The organism is Enterovibrio gelatinilyticus (genome assembly GCF_028683095.1).
Lineage (GTDB): Bacteria > Pseudomonadota > Gammaproteobacteria > Enterobacterales > Vibrionaceae > Enterovibrio > Enterovibrio gelatinilyticus.
This window is the reverse complement of record NZ_JAJUBC010000014.1, coordinates 63139-77295: the sequence shown is the minus strand read 5'-3', so window position 1 is coordinate 77295 and position 14157 is coordinate 63139. Positions and strand designations below refer to the sequence as shown.

General features: G+C 47.1%; 12 protein-coding genes. 9 read left to right on the top strand and 3 right to left on the bottom strand.

Annotation, left to right across the window (positions count from 1 at the left end; translation table 11 throughout):
• Positions 1-113 precede the first annotated feature (113 nt).
• The 7 genes from xerD (at position 114) to LRP50_RS13450 (ending at position 10043) form a co-directional block, all read left to right on the top strand.
• Positions 114-1010 carry a site-specific tyrosine recombinase XerD gene (xerD, locus tag LRP50_RS13480; RefSeq protein ID WP_274164982.1) on the top strand — a complete coding sequence of 299 codons (897 nt, stop codon included), beginning with the start codon at positions 114-116 and terminating at the stop codon, positions 1008-1010.
• A 146-nt stretch (positions 1011-1156) separates the two neighbouring features.
• Positions 1157-1891, top strand: a complete 735-nt coding sequence (gene dsbC, locus LRP50_RS13475) for a bifunctional protein-disulfide isomerase/oxidoreductase DsbC (protein ID WP_274164981.1) — start codon at positions 1157-1159, stop codon at positions 1889-1891.
• Between the two features lie 229 nt (positions 1892-2120).
• Positions 2121-3848 (top strand): single-stranded-DNA-specific exonuclease RecJ, encoded by a 1728-nt coding sequence (gene recJ / locus LRP50_RS13470; protein ID WP_274164980.1) that lies wholly within the window; start codon positions 2121-2123, stop codon positions 3846-3848.
• Positions 3849-4032: 184 nt separating this feature from the next.
• Positions 4033-5131, top strand: a protein-coding gene (gene prfB, locus LRP50_RS13465) for a peptide chain release factor 2 (protein WP_274164979.1) whose coding sequence is annotated in 2 segments (ribosomal slippage) — positions 4033-4107 and positions 4109-5131 — 1098 coding nt in all. Because the reading frame shifts where the segments join, the coding sequence is not laid out codon by codon here.
• A gap of 28 nt (positions 5132-5159) precedes the next feature.
• A complete protein-coding gene (gene lysS / locus LRP50_RS13460) occupies positions 5160-6674 on the top strand; it encodes a lysine--tRNA ligase (protein ID WP_274164978.1) in 1515 nt (504 codons plus the stop codon).
• 205 nt (positions 6675-6879) lie between these two features.
• The gene (locus LRP50_RS13455; RefSeq protein ID WP_274165033.1) at positions 6880-8289 is read left to right on the top strand and encodes an amidohydrolase; all 1410 of its coding nucleotides are present in this window, start codon (positions 6880-6882) and stop codon (positions 8287-8289) included.
• A 419-nt stretch (positions 8290-8708) separates the two neighbouring features.
• A complete protein-coding gene (locus tag LRP50_RS13450; protein WP_274164977.1) occupies positions 8709-10043 on the top strand; it encodes a sigma-54-dependent transcriptional regulator in 1335 nt (444 codons plus the stop codon).
• Between the two features lie 84 nt (positions 10044-10127).
• Here the strand turns inward: LRP50_RS13450 and LRP50_RS13445 are convergent, their stop codons facing one another.
• Complete coding sequence (locus tag LRP50_RS13445) at positions 10128-10556, bottom strand: PACE efflux transporter (RefSeq protein ID WP_274164976.1); 429 nt, start codon at positions 10554-10556, stop codon at positions 10128-10130.
• Positions 10557-11181: 625 nt separating this feature from the next.
• Here LRP50_RS13445 and LRP50_RS13440 point away from each other — a divergent pair.
• Positions 11182-11433: a hypothetical protein gene (locus LRP50_RS13440; RefSeq protein ID WP_274164975.1), complete on the top strand. Its 252-nt coding sequence runs from the start codon at positions 11182-11184 to the stop codon at positions 11431-11433.
• Between the two features lie 110 nt (positions 11434-11543).
• Here LRP50_RS13440 and LRP50_RS13435 read toward each other — a convergent pair whose 3' ends face one another.
• On the bottom strand, positions 11544-12578 hold the full coding sequence (locus LRP50_RS13435; protein ID WP_274164974.1) for an NADP(H)-dependent aldo-keto reductase: 1035 nt from the start codon (positions 12576-12578) through the stop codon (positions 11544-11546).
• Between the two features lie 303 nt (positions 12579-12881).
• On the opposite strand from LRP50_RS13435, the gene LRP50_RS13430 reads away from it, so the two are divergent.
• Positions 12882-13181 carry a DUF6482 family protein gene (locus LRP50_RS13430; RefSeq protein WP_274164973.1) on the top strand — a complete coding sequence of 100 codons (300 nt, stop codon included), beginning with the start codon at positions 12882-12884 and terminating at the stop codon, positions 13179-13181.
• Between the two features lie 50 nt (positions 13182-13231).
• Here LRP50_RS13430 and mutH read toward each other — a convergent pair whose 3' ends face one another.
• Positions 13232-13912, bottom strand: coding sequence for a DNA mismatch repair endonuclease MutH (mutH, locus tag LRP50_RS13425; protein WP_274164972.1), 681 nt, complete (start codon positions 13910-13912; stop codon positions 13232-13234).
• Positions 13913-14157: the final 245 nt, after the last annotated feature.

Genomic DNA, 14157 nt, shown 5'->3' with positions numbered 1-14157 from the left:
CACTTTGCTGAACAAATATGCGAGAAAGCCTTCAAAACACCTGCTGTGCTTGCATTCGAAGCTCACTGAGGTAGTTTGAATAGAGGAAAAATACCTCGTTAAGTGAGTGAAACGTGGAACAAAATACCAGTTTGGTTGAACAGTTTTTAGATGCGATGTGGATGGAGCGAGGTCTGTCAGAAAACACCTTGGTTTCTTATCGTAATGATTTAATGAAGCTGTGCCATTGGTTAGCGCAAGACAATGTGCAATTAACGACGGTCTCGACGGCAACATTGCAGGACTATCAACATTGGTTGTTTGACCAAGATTTCAAGCAGACCAGCCGTGCGCGCATGCTGTCTGCCATGCGCCGACTGTTTCAATACCTTTATCGTGAAAAGCAACGCGAAGACGATCCCAGCGCAACCTTGATTAGCCCTAAGCTACCGAAACGTTTACCCAAGGATTTATCTGAAGAACAGGTTGAAGCCTTGTTAGAGGCTCCGGATGTGGAAGACATGTTGGAGCTGCGTGATAAAGCCATGATGGAGTTGCTGTACGCGACAGGGTTGCGTGTGACAGAGTTGATTAGCCTCACCACGGAAAATGTCAGTTTGCGACAGGGCGTGGTGCGTGTGATTGGTAAAGGCGGTAAAGAACGATTAGTGCCGATGGGGGAGTCTGCCATTGATTGGCTAGAGCGCTATTTGGCGCACGGGCGTCAAGGTTTATTGGGTGAGAAAACCTCGGACGTGTTTTTTCCGAGCCGCCGAGGCCGGATGATGACCCGACAAACCTTTTGGCATCGCATTAAGTTTTATGCTGCGTTAGCTGGTATAGACAGCGAACTTTTGTCGCCACACGTATTGCGCCATGCTTTTGCTACGCATCTACTCAATCATGGTGCGGATTTACGTGTGGTGCAGATGCTGTTGGGTCATAGTGATCTATCGACCACGCAAATCTATACCTTTGTGGCCACCGAGAGGCTAAAACAATTGCATCAAGAGCACCATCCTCGGGCATAATGGCACACGTCTCGAAGTGGCTCAAAACAGCATGACTGGATTTTTTTCGAACACTCAGGGACTTTTTCTCTGTCTTTCCGGTCTGTATTAAAAGATGGTATGCCTGTGTTTACGGGTCTTCATAGATTAAGTAGGAAATATATACGATGAATTTCAAACGACTGCTTGCGGGTGTGATGCTCTCTTCAGCCATGTTGTCTTTTGGCGCAAACGCGGCGGAAGGTGCAGATAAAGCCGCTATTGCGGACGTGTTGGCGCAGTATCGCCTGAATATCGAGAGCATCGAGACTTCCCCTGTTGAGGGACTTTTTGAAGTGGTCACCAATGGCGGTGTGGTGTATGCCAACAAAGATGGCTCTTATTTTATCTATGGGCAACTGTTTCATACCACAGAACAGGCCTCGATTAACCTGACTGAGATCGCTCAAGCTAAGCGTAACAAAAAACTGTTTGATGCTGCGGATGTTGAGAAAGAGCTGATCGTTTACCCAGCAAAAGATGAAAAGCACGTGGTGAACGTGTTTACAGATACCACCTGTGGCTATTGCATGAAGCTACACCGCGAAATGCAGGAATATAATGACCTGGGTATTACCGTACGCTACTTGGCCTTCCCGCGTTCAGGTGAGCGTTCGCCAAACATGGAACAAATGAGCGCTATTTGGTGTGCTGACGACAAAGCAGGCGCAATGAATGCCGCGAAAGCCGGTAACTTTGATGAAGAAACCGCTGTATGTACCCCACTAGTCCGTCGCCATATGGCCCTTGGTTCTGCCATGGGTGTGACGGGTACACCCGCCATCATGTTGCAAGATGGCACCATGTTGTCGGGTTATCTGCCGGCTCCGCGATTGGCTGAAGTTCTTAACCAAAAAGGTTAATCACGAAAGAGCACTGAATATGCTTATATCCAAGTAACCTGAATCCTGCATCTTCGGGTTACTTGGGTATTAAAGGCGCTGACGAAAGTTAGCGCCTTTTTTCGATCACGGCGCGAGCGATTTGCTTGTTAGGGTTTCGCTTTGTTCCTTTCTCGCTACAATGATTGCCTCAATCCGCATTCTATTGATCGTCGCTGTCATGCGCCGTCTCAGACAGGTATTTGTCCCCATGATTGAAATTAAACGTCGTCAAGCCACGCCCGATGCTATGTTTCCTGCTTCAATTCCGCCTTTGCTTCAGCGTATTTATGCTAACCGAGGTGTGATTAACGAGGGTGAGCTAGAGCGCAGCGCGAAAGGCCTACACAGTTACAGTGAATTACACGGTATTGAAAAGGCCGTACAACTGCTCGCCAAAGCGATGGCGGACGGGCGACGTATTATTGTGGTGGGGGATTTTGATGCCGACGGTGCAACCAGCTCCGCCTTATCAGTGACGGCGTTTCGTATGATGGGTTGTCACAACGTTGATTATTTGGTGCCGAATCGCTTTGATGATGGTTATGGGCTGAGTCCTGATGTTGCTGCGCAAGCTGCCGCTAAAGGTGCAGAGGTCATTATGACTGTGGACAACGGCGTGTCATCGGTTGAGGGGGTGGCGGCAGCCAAAGTTCTCGGTATTCAAGTGGTGGTGACTGACCATCACTTGCCGGGCAATGTGTTGCCAGATGCAGATGCTATGGTGAACCCGAATCTTGATGAGTGCGGTTTTCCGTCCAAGTCATTGGCTGGTGTCGGGGTCGCGTTTTATTTGATGCTCGCGCTACGCGCACATCTTCGCGAAACCCATTGGTTTTCTGAGCGTAATATGCCAGAGCCTAACTTGGCGGACTTGCTTGATTTAGTGGCACTCGGCACAGTGGCGGATGTGGTCGCGCTAGATACTAACAATCGGATTTTGGTACACCAAGGCTTGATGCGTATTCGTGCGGGGAAATGTCGCCCAGGCATCCAAGCTTTGATTGAAGTGGCAAACCGCAACATGTCAACGCTAGTGGCCAGTGATTTTGGCTTCGCGCTTGGCCCGCGTATCAATGCGGCAGGGCGTTTGGATGACATGTCTTTTGGTATCGAGTTACTGTTGACTGACAGTTTGCCTGCAGCGAGGCAGATGGCGAGCGAGCTTGACGCGCTAAACCAAAGCCGTAAAGACATCGAGCAGGGCATGAAAGATGAAGCCATGGCGATTTGTGAGCGCTTGCAGTTTGGTGAAGATACGCGCCTACCAAGTGGCCTCGCACTTTTCCAGCGCGAGTGGCATCAAGGTGTGATAGGCATTGTTGCATCACGTATCAAAGACAAATTCCATCGTCCTGTGATTGCTTTTGCAGCGGGAGAGGAAGGTGAAATCAAAGGCTCTGCGCGTTCAATTCAAGGGCTTCACATGCGCGATACCTTGGATTTAATCGATACCCAAAACCCAGGGTTGATAAAGAAATTCGGAGGGCATGCCATGGCGGCAGGCCTGACGATTGCTGAGGCAGATTATTCGCGTTTTTCACGTTTGTTTGATGAGGCCGTTCAGAACATTATCAGTGAAGACCAACTGAAAGGCGTGTTGCTGTCAGATGGTGAGCTGATGCCTGCTGAAATAAGCATGGACGTTGCTGAAACATTGCGTGCGGGTGGACCATGGGGCCAAGGCTTCCCTGAACCCTTGTTTGATGGGAAATTCAAATTGCTGCACCAAAAGCTGGTGGGCGGCAAGCATCTAAAAATGATGTTGGAGCCTATCTTAGGCGGACAAATGGTGGATGGGATTGCATTTAATGTTGACCTGCGTCGATGGCCAGATCCTTCAGTTCAGACTGTGGAATTGGCTTATCGTCTTGATGTGAATGAGTTTCGCGGAAATCGTACGGTTCAATTAATGGTAGAGCACATCATCGCGGGGTAATGTTTGATTCGATTCAGGTAGTCGCGGGCACATTCGCCTAAGCGGCTACCTGCTAATTGTTGTCTTGTTTTTCACTGTTTTTCGCTAATTTTTCTTCTTTGATCCTCATCACACTCTGTTTATTCTGTCCGCAATTCTGTAGAATTCGGCGGTTAAAACTCATTCTGAACTTAGATAAGTGACCATGTTTGAAATCAATCCTATCAAAAACCGCCTAGCGGACATTGCCGAGCGTGCAAATGTCCTTAGGGGGTATCTTTGACTATGACGCCAAGAAAGAGCGTCTAGAAGAAGTTAATGCCGAACTCGAACAACCTGATGTATGGAACGACCCTGAGCGTGCGCAAGCACTTGGGCGCGAGCGTGCATCATTGGAAGCCGTTGTTGAGACAATCGACCTGCTGGGCCAAGGTGGCGAGTACATCACTGATTTGTTGGAACTGGCCGTTGAAGAAAGCGACCAAGATACGTTCGACGAAATCGAGCCAGAACTGTCAGAGCTGGAAGGCAAGCTAGTCAAGCTTGAGTTCCGCCGCATGTTCTCTGGCGACCACGATGGCTCTGATTGCTATATCGATCTACAGGCCGGTTCTGGTGGTACAGAAGCGCAAGACTGGACATCTATGTTGTTGCGTATGTACCTGCGCTGGGCTGACTCGAAAGGCTTCAAAACAGAAGTCATCGAAGTGTCAGAAGGTGATGTGGCAGGATTGAAATCAGCGACGGTCCGTATCAGTGGTGAATATGCCTATGGCTGGTTGCGTACTGAAACCGGTGTTCACCGTTTGGTGCGTAAATCTCCGTTCGATTCAGGCGGTCGTCGTCACACCTCGTTTGCTTCTGCGTTTATCTACCCAGAAGTTGACGACAACATTGAAATCGATATTAACCCTTCTGATCTGCGTATCGACGTTTACCGTGCTTCGGGCGCGGGTGGTCAGCACGTAAACACCACTGAATCAGCGGTACGTATTACTCACGTACCGACCAATACTGTGGTGCAGTGCCAGAACGACCGTAGTCAGCACAAAAACAAAGATCAGGCGATGAAGCAGCTTCGCGCAAAACTGTTTGAGCTGGAAATGCACAAGCAAAATGCTGAGAAGCAAGCGAATGAAGACTCGAAGTCTGACATCGGTTGGGGTAGCCAGATCCGCTCGTACGTATTGGATGACTCACGTATTAAAGACCTGCGTACTGGCATTGAAAACCGTAATACCCAAGCGGTACTTGACGGTGATCTCGACAAGTTTATTGAAGCCAGCCTGAAATCTGGTTTGTAATTTTTTACGTTAATTTCAAAGGTTCACTATGACTGACCAGTTACAAGACGAAAACAAGCTAATTGCGGAGCGTCGTGCAAAACTGAACCACATTCGTCAAACCTGCAATGCGAATGGCCACCCGAATGATTTTCGTCGTGAGCACAAAGCGGCAGACCTTCAGGCTGAATTTGGCGAAAAGAGCAAGGAAGAGCTAGAAGCATTGGATCACAAAGTGACCGTTGCTGGCCGTATCATGGCAAAACGTGGCCCATTCCTTGCGCTACAAGACGTATCTGGCCGTATTCAAGCGTATGCTGCGAAAGACGTTCAGAACGAGTTGAAAGAAAAATTCCACGGTCTTGATATCGGTGACATCATCGGTGTGAAAGGTGCCTTGCATAAATCAGGCAAAGGCGATCTTTACGTGAACATGGAAGAGTACACATTGCTGACCAAAGCACTGCGTCCTCTGCCAGAGAAATTCCACGGTCTAACAGACCAAGAGACGCGTTACCGTCAGCGTTATGTTGACCTGATCGTAAACGAAGATTCTCGCACAGCGTTCAAAGTACGTTCAAAGCTGATTTCAGCGATCCGCCGTTACATGGAGTCAAAAGACTTTATGGAAGTGGAAACACCGATGATGCAAGTGATCCCTGGCGGTGCGTCTGCACGTCCATTCATCACTCATCACAACGCGCTTGATCAAGAAATGTACCTGCGTATCGCCCCTGAGCTTTACCTGAAGCGTTTGGTTGTTGGTGGTTTCGAGCGTGTATTCGAAATCAACCGTAACTTCCGTAACGAAGGGTTGTCTCCACGTCATAACCCAGAATTCACCATGATTGAATTCTACATGGCGTACGCGGATTATAATGATCTGATCGACCTAACCGAAGACATGCTGCGCACTGTTGCTATCGAGGTTCTAGGTAATTCGGCGATGCCGTACGGCGACCACACTGTCGAATTCGGCGGTAAATACGCACGTATGACTATGCTCGAAGCGATCAAGCACTACAATCCTGAGCACGCTGATATCCAAGCGTTGGATGACGAAGGCGTTCAAAACCGTGACTTGATGGTATCTATCGCAAAATCTCTAGATATCTACGTTGAGAAGTTCTGGACTTGTGGTCAGCTACTTGAAGAAATCTTCGGTGAAACCGCTGAGCCTCAGTTGATTCAGCCTACGTTCATCACAGGTTACCCAGCAGACATTTCTCCGCTGGCACGCCGTAGTGATAACAATCCGTTCTTTACCGATCGTTTTGAGTTCTTCATTGGCGGCCGCGAAGTGGCAAATGGTTTCTCTGAGCTTAACGACGCAGAAGACCAAGACAACCGCTTTAAAGCGCAAGTTGACGCGAAAGAATCGGGTGATGATGAAGCGATGTTCTACGACGCAGACTATATCACTGCTTTGGAACACGGCTTGCCGCCTACAGCGGGTCAAGGTATCGGTATCGACCGTTTAGCGATGCTGTTTACTAACACGCACACGATTCGTGACGTGATTTTGTTCCCTGCTATGCGTCCACAGAATCCTAAGAACGACTGATTCCGTCTGACTTTTGAGACGTCGTTAAGACAACTCTGAGACACCAAAAACACTGGCTTTGGCCGGTGTTTTTTTATGCCTGTAAGTGAGTGTGCAAACGTTTGCTCAATGTCACATTTTTTGCGACGTAATTAACGTTTTTGTTTGGGTTTACGCCGTCACCGCGGATGATACTCGCGACATTCCTGAGCCATTATTGAAGACAATCATGCTGAAAAAATCACTCCTATCTGCCAGTGTGGCGCTTGCTACCTTGGCGTCATCTGCTGTGTTCGCTGTTGAAAATATCGATCTCTTAATCACTGATGCAACCGTGCTCACAATGAACGCAGATAAGACCGTTTACCAAAAAGGTGTTGTGGCCATTGATGGCAACAAGATCGTTGCAGTGGGCGACGATTCATTGGTGAAAGACTACAAAGCAAAAACAGTCTTAGACGTCGATGGCGATATTGTTATGCCGGGGTTGATTAATACACATACTCACGCGTCAATGACTGTGTTTCGCTCGTTAGGAGACGATGTGCCGGATCGTCTGCACCGTTATATCTTTCCACTAGAGAAGAAGCTGGTTAGTCGCGACATGGTGCGTATTGGCGCACAGCTGGGGAACGTAGAAATGCTGAAGGGCGGCGTGACAACATACGCCGACATGTACTATTTCGAAGATGAAGTAGCGAAAACTGTTGACCAAATCGGCATGCGAGCCATTTTGGGTGAGACCGTGATTAAGTATGCGGTTGCCGATGCTGAGAATGCGGAAGCGGGGATCAAATACGCGGTGAACTTTATCAATGAATATAAAGATCACCCTAGAATCACCCCTGCTTTTGCACCGCACGCGCCGTATACCAACACCACCGAAGTATTGCAGAAAATTACCAAGCTATCGCTGGAACTTGATGTCCCTGTGATGATTCATTTGGCTGAGTCTGATCGCGAAAACGAAGTCATCGCAGAACGTAGCGGCGGAAAATCGCCTGTTGCCTATATGGCGGAGATCGGCGCGTTAACACCTAACTTGGTGGGCGCACATGTGATCAATGTAGATGACGCTGATATTGCGCTGCTGAAGAAGCATGACGTGGGTGTGGCGCATAACATGAGCGCGAATATCAAATCAGCGAAAGGCGTCTCTCCGGCATTGAAAATGTTTGATGATGGTCTGCGTATCGGGCTAGGTACGGATGGACCGATGTCAGGTAATACACTGAGCACCCTTGACGAGTTCAATCAAGTTGCGAAAGTACACAAACTGGTTAATCAAGACCGTGCAGCAATGCCGCCTATCAAAGTGGTTGAAATGGCCACGATAGGCGCCGCACGTGCACTGCATATGGAAGACACGATTGGTTCACTGGAAGTGGGTAAGCTTGCTGATATCATCGTGATTGATACCCAGGCCCCAAACATGGTGCCTATGTATAACCCGTATTCGGCGCTGGTATATTCTGCGTATGCTTCAAATGTTAAACATGCAATCGTTGATGGTAAGGTTTTGATGCAAGACCGAGACGTATTGACCGTGAACGAAGATGCGATTCGTGAAGAAGCGTTGCAGTTTGCAGACAAGGTGCGTGAAACTGTGGTTGCTAGCGGTGAAGAGGTACGTTGATTCCACCCGCCTTTTGAATTCCCTGCCTTAACTAAAAGACCGTGTCTCATAGAGATACGGTTTTGTTTTCTCTATCAATAGATACCCTCACGAAAGCGGAGCATAGTCTATGATTTAAGAAAACTTAGAGAGATGTCCTTTTTTCTCTAAATTGAGACTCATAGAGATCTCCGTTTATGTTGTGATGTATAAATTGTCTGCTTTTCTCGGCTAATTCGCTGAATTGTAGGCAGTTATCCCTTGGGTTTGTCTATTCACTTGTCAAAACTTGAAACAACAGAAGTGTCTCTTTTGCTATGTGTGCAGATTTGAGAGTCATGTTGTATCTACAATGAGACAGAATAGTTTGTCTTACAAAATATAATGAACTCACAACATTTTGAACACATGTCGTTAATGGATGACTAAAGGCAGGCGTTATGGGTATGCAATTCAGATCTGAGGCGGTTCCAAGTTCACTCGTCGTAGTAGGCGGAACTTATGAACCATGGTTAGCAACGTTGGAACAAGCAGGATGGCGTTGCCACCGCTGTTACGACCTTAGGGCTGCCCAATCTCTTCTCCAAGATATCGGTCCATGTATTGGTATTGTCGATATCAGCCACGATGATTTCAGCCTCAATGGCGTGGCTTCTCTCGTTAACCGTAACAAACAAGTACGCTGGTTAGCATTGATCCGTGAGGATCAACTCAATAATGACGCAATTTGCCAGTTCATTGTGAGCTTCTGCATTGACTACTTTACCTCTCCAATTCCAGATAGCCAGTTGATGAGCACCATTGGTCACCAATTGGGTATGTTGAAACTTGAGCGTCATGTTTGGCCGCAACTGGGCGATCATAGCGATATGGGGCTATTGGGCAAAACGTCCATTATGAAAAAACTGCGAGACCAAGTGCGACGCGTCGCGCCAACCGATGTCTCTGTGCTGATCCACGGTGAAAGTGGTACAGGTAAAGAGTTGGTAGGCATGGCAATTCACAATGCTTCTACCCGTGCGAAAGGTCCTTTTGTCTCGGTGAAATGCAGTGCGTTACCAGAAAAACTGATTTCTTCTGAATTGTTTGGTGATGGCACATCAGAAGGCAAAGTTCAGCAAGCGCATCAAGGCACCTTGTTCCTTGATGAAATTGGCGATTTACCACTCAATCTTCAGGCCAATCTGTTGCACTTGCTTCAAGATGGCACGGTTGAGTCACATGATGATAAATACGCGAAAGAGATTGATGTTCGTGTTATTGCTGCCACTCATATGGATCTTGAGAAAGCCGTTGCGGAAGGCTTGTTCCGCGAAGATTTGTTCTACCGTCTCAATGTATTGCGTATTTCCGTGCCTTCGCTGAAAGAGCGTGCGGCGGACATTCCTGATTTGGCTGAGCACTTCTTGCTGAAGTTTGCTCGTCAGTACAATACACAGGCAAGAACCTTCTCTGAAGAAGCGAACAAAATTCTTACCAACTACAGCTGGCCGGGCAACGTTCGCGAACTCATCAATCAGGTGAAACGTGCTGTGCTGCTTGCTGACAACTTGGTGATTGAAGCTGAGCATTTGGATCTTCCCCGTCAGGGTGATTACAAACAGAGTCTGCGTAAGATCCGTGAAGAATCTGAGCGTGATGCTTTGCTAGCCGTACTTGAAAGCAATAATGGTCAAGTCTCTGCTGCGGCGAAGGAGTTGGGTGTTTCTCGAGCGACCATGTATCGCTTGCTGAACAAACACAGCTTGATCCCTGCACCGCGCAGCTTTCGCTAGCGGGTAGTTCGCGTCAAATAAGCGAATGAACACCAATAAAAAACCGCCACATCAGTGGCGGTTTTTTTCTGTGTTTTACCGTGCTTAGTGGGCTGGTTGCATATCTGACTTCACCGGAAAAATTTTGTCGTATGCGAGGTTATAGATATACGCATAAACCAGATAGAAGGCTACGAGACCAATGTCCATCAGGAATGCTTGATACAAACTAATGTTAAGCCACCATGCAATGGCAGGTAGCGTGACCCATAACAAGCCCAATTCAAACATCACGGCATGCAATATGCGATGTTTTTGCGATTTAGTCGTTGTGCCTGCCCACTTGACCATCCCCTTGTCAAACCACAGGTTATAAACGTAGTTCCATCCTGTCGCGATCACTGAAAACGCGATGCCTAATACGCCAGTATGGGCTGCATCAAAGCCAAATAGAGACAAGATACTGACGATACATAGTAGGCCTATGATTTCGAACGCGATGGCGTGTCGAATACGGTCTAAGGTTGTTCTCATTAAACATTCCTCCGAAAAGATGACGCTATATTATCCAAATAATGGATTGATAAAAGTTATTAACTATCCGTATTTCGGATGATTGGATGATTTCTTGGATCGGATTGGCTTAGGTTGGCTGGTGGTTTTGCCGATGAACGTGACTCTACCGATGTTTCTCTCAACATTTCTCTCAATGAATAGCGAGAACATCGGAACTTGTATAGGGAAATTGCAAATATGCACTTTCAGAGGTATGTACTAACTATTAGGCATTTTCATGGTTATCACGTGATGAAAGTTTGAACAGCTAGGGGTGGCTAGAGAATGACTTTGAATTCACGGATATATCTAATAACGCATTGATATATTGATCCATATCATTAAAATTAACAGTGAATTTACAAGTGCGATATTTACTCAAGGTTACGGATTTAAGGAGGCGATAAACATGACAAATCAAACATTTACATCAGTTCATACTTGCGCCTTTGATTCGTGCGCAACCATGCGAAAACCTGTACAGTAATTTCCGCACCCTTAGCAAAATGGGCCGCGGATATTTCTGCGGCTTGAATGCAAAGCACCATTCTCATTTTCTCCGCAGATTATCCAAGGCCTCCTAATACACAATATGGAGTCCACAATGAATCAATCACTATATCTACGCCTAGCCGTTATGTTTGTTCGCTTAGATCTCAAGCGCGAAGAAAATCAATGGCGCAAGGAACATCGACGTGTGCGCTATCTCGGTCAACCATTATCTGATCATCTAATGCGTGATATTGGCTTTGAAAAAGATGGCTTTTCTATCGGTCACACGGTTGCCCCTCAATATAAAGCGCAACGTGAAGTTGTGCGTATGAGAAGACGGTTAAGGATGAACGCTACAACATAACGCAAAGGGCAACCTGAAGGGTTGCCCGATGTGATATCTCATCAAGATAAGCGCCAACAATGGCGCTTTTTTGATCCTTAAAACGAATGATTAACAATGGTCACTAAAGCTTAAGGGCAGGGGTTGGAATACTTAGCGCCAATGGCGTCAATGCGTTGGAGCAATTCTTTAGACAATGTGAGGTCAATGGATTTGATATTGGCTTCAAGTTGTTCGCGTGTTGTTGCACCAATAATGTTACTGGCGACAAAAGAGCGACTGTTAACAAATGCGAGTGCCATTTGCGCTGGGTCAATTGAAAACTCATTGGCTAAATCGACGTAGGCTTTTGTGGCGGCTTGACCTTGCTCGGTGAAGTAACGGGCAAACCGCTCCCAACGTGTGCAACGAGCCCCTTCTGGACGTGCCCCGTTGAGGTATTTTCCTGTTAACACACCAAACGCCAACGGGGAGTAGGCTAATAACTCAACGCCTTCCTGATGACTTATCTCTGATAGCCCTACTTCGAAACTTCGGTTAAGCAGGTTATAAGGGTTTTGAATCGAGACGATGCGACTTAAACTGTGTTTTTCAGCCAGTCGCAAGTAATTCATTACTCCCCACGGCGTTTCATTAGAGACGCCTATATACCGAATCTTCCCTTCTCGAACCAACTCCGAGAGCGCATCAAGCGTGTCTAGAATCGTCACACCCGAATTGTCATCTTGGTGAGTGTAGTTGAGTTGCCCGAAACTATTCACATGTCGCTGTGGCCAGTGTACTTGGTAAAGATCAAGATAGTCTGTTTGCAACCGTGCAAGGCTATCATCCACGGCTTGACGCACATTGCGACGATTCAAAGACATGTCTTCACGAATATACGGTACACCACGAGGGCCTGCGACTTTGGTGGCAATGACCACCTTGTCTCGTTGGCCTGATTTTGCCAGCCAACTACCGATGTACTTTTCAGTAAGCCCTTGTGTTTCAGGTGTTGGTGGGACGGCATACATCTCAGCGGTATCAATGAAGTTCACACCTAAATCCAACGCTAATGACAACTGTTCATGAGCATCCGTTTCGGTATTTTGTTGGCCAAATGTCATGGTGCCGAGACATATTTTACTGACATCTAAGCTGGTATGAGGAAGGGTATGATATTGCATCCGTTCTCCTTGAATAGTGCCTGTTACACAATGAGATGAATTGCTCTCATTGTCGAGAGAAGCAAATTTATCTTCCATCTTAGGAGGTTTTTCGCGAGGTACAAGCATCAAAATGGCAAACGGGGGAGGGGGCATCAAGCATGAATAGAATGTTCAGCTTTGCTCTTCGGGCATGGCGTGTGTCGATAATGCGCGAATGTGTTAAACACGTGACCAATAAACCAAAATTTCATCAAGATACGCTGTCTTATACTGGCGCTTCTATACTAGTATTAACATCTGATTAACAATGCGGAAAGCAAGATGAAATTAAAGCAATTGAAAAACTGGATACAGGCTCATCCTGATAATGTGCCGCATTGCTATGTGGTTGCTCATGCGGGTGGTGCCCAATATATCGTTGAGATAGAAGTGAGGCATCAGCTTGAACCGCTTAGAGACGATAAAACGGATGAAGTGATGCACTTCGATAACGTTGAGCAGATTAGTGCGAAGCTAAAAAAGCTAGGGGTAAAGAAAGCGACGATGCGTTTGCTAGACCCTTACGACGAGTTTGGTCCCGCTGATCCTTCGTGCAAAGAAGACATGGAGATTTCGCTTTAGCACCAAAGGCGTCAGTTTCATCGCAGTGTCGCGATATTTGCGTAATTTGGTTACTCGCTTTCTGGCAACATGAAATGTCGGGCGAGTATCCTTGCTGTGAATTGTGTTCTTAGGTAAAACCCTCTAGGTAGTGTCTTAATCGGCTGGCCTTTTGCGCCGTACGCTTCGGTTGTAACTTTGCTGTTAGCGGCTTTAGGACGAAGCTGAAGATACTCTCCATGCCTTGCTGAGATTTCATGCACTTTCCCCAGCACGATAAATTCCATTAGTTCTTCCCAATCGGCTTTAAGTTGATGCTCTTCCTCTGCCGAGGGTTGCCACATAAGAGGCATACCGACATGCCGTTCTGCAAGGGGTATTTCTCTTTCTCCCTCTACTGGAACCCACAGTACTTTTGATAATTTGTTGCGGATGTGGCTGTTTTCCCAGGTGAGTCCGTGCACGCCAGTTAATGGGGCGACACACACAAAAGTAGTTTCCAGCGGTTTACCCGTATGACTGACAGGGATCGACTTTAACTCGATGCCAAGATCCTGAAAATCCTGCTCCGGTTTACTTCCGGCAGTTGCGCCAAGGCAGCTTTCCAACAGCATTCCCACCCATCCTTTCTCACGACGAAGATCCGCTGGGCAGTCAATACCCTGTAGAGAGGCAAGTTCTCCGAGCGTAAAGCCTGCGAGTGTGTAAGCGCGCTCAAGCAGCTCTTGCTCTGAGGTTGGAGGAAGGATCATTGAGTATTCCTATCAGTAACAATCGGCGAAAAACTATCAGCCCAGCGATGAAAACGCCAGCCTTTGTCATTGTGACGGTAAGGATCGAGTTGAACAACATGCATTTTAAAGGTTATCCACAAGGGTGGGGGCGTAAACGTTAAATTCAAAGTACATGGATGCTTATACAGTGCTTTTAACGCATTGATTACTCAAATTTATGCCATGATTGGTGGCTAATCGTACGAATGGTGTGAGTAACTGTT

Excerpts from the sequence above, each read along its gene's own strand:
- dsbC (WP_274164981.1), top strand. The coding sequence starts at position 1,157 with ATGAATTTCAAACGACTGCTTGCGGGTGTGATGCTCTCTTCAGCCATG.
- recJ (WP_274164980.1), top strand. The coding sequence starts at position 2,121 with ATGATTGAAATTAAACGTCGTCAAGCCACGCCCGATGCTATGTTTCCT.
- lysS (WP_274164978.1), top strand. The coding sequence starts at position 5,160 with ATGACTGACCAGTTACAAGACGAAAACAAGCTAATTGCGGAGCGTCGT.
- LRP50_RS13450 (WP_274164977.1), top strand. The coding sequence starts at position 8,709 with ATGGGTATGCAATTCAGATCTGAGGCGGTTCCAAGTTCACTCGTCGTA.
- LRP50_RS13445 (WP_274164976.1), bottom strand. The coding sequence starts at position 10,556 with ATGAGAACAACCTTAGACCGTATTCGACACGCCATCGCGTTCGAAATC.
- LRP50_RS13440 (WP_274164975.1), top strand. The coding sequence starts at position 11,182 with ATGAATCAATCACTATATCTACGCCTAGCCGTTATGTTTGTTCGCTTA.
- LRP50_RS13435 (WP_274164974.1), bottom strand. The coding sequence starts at position 12,578 with ATGCAATATCATACCCTTCCTCATACCAGCTTAGATGTCAGTAAAATA.
- LRP50_RS13430 (WP_274164973.1), top strand. The coding sequence starts at position 12,882 with ATGAAATTAAAGCAATTGAAAAACTGGATACAGGCTCATCCTGATAAT.
- mutH (WP_274164972.1), bottom strand. The coding sequence starts at position 13,912 with ATGATCCTTCCTCCAACCTCAGAGCAAGAGCTGCTTGAGCGCGCTTAC.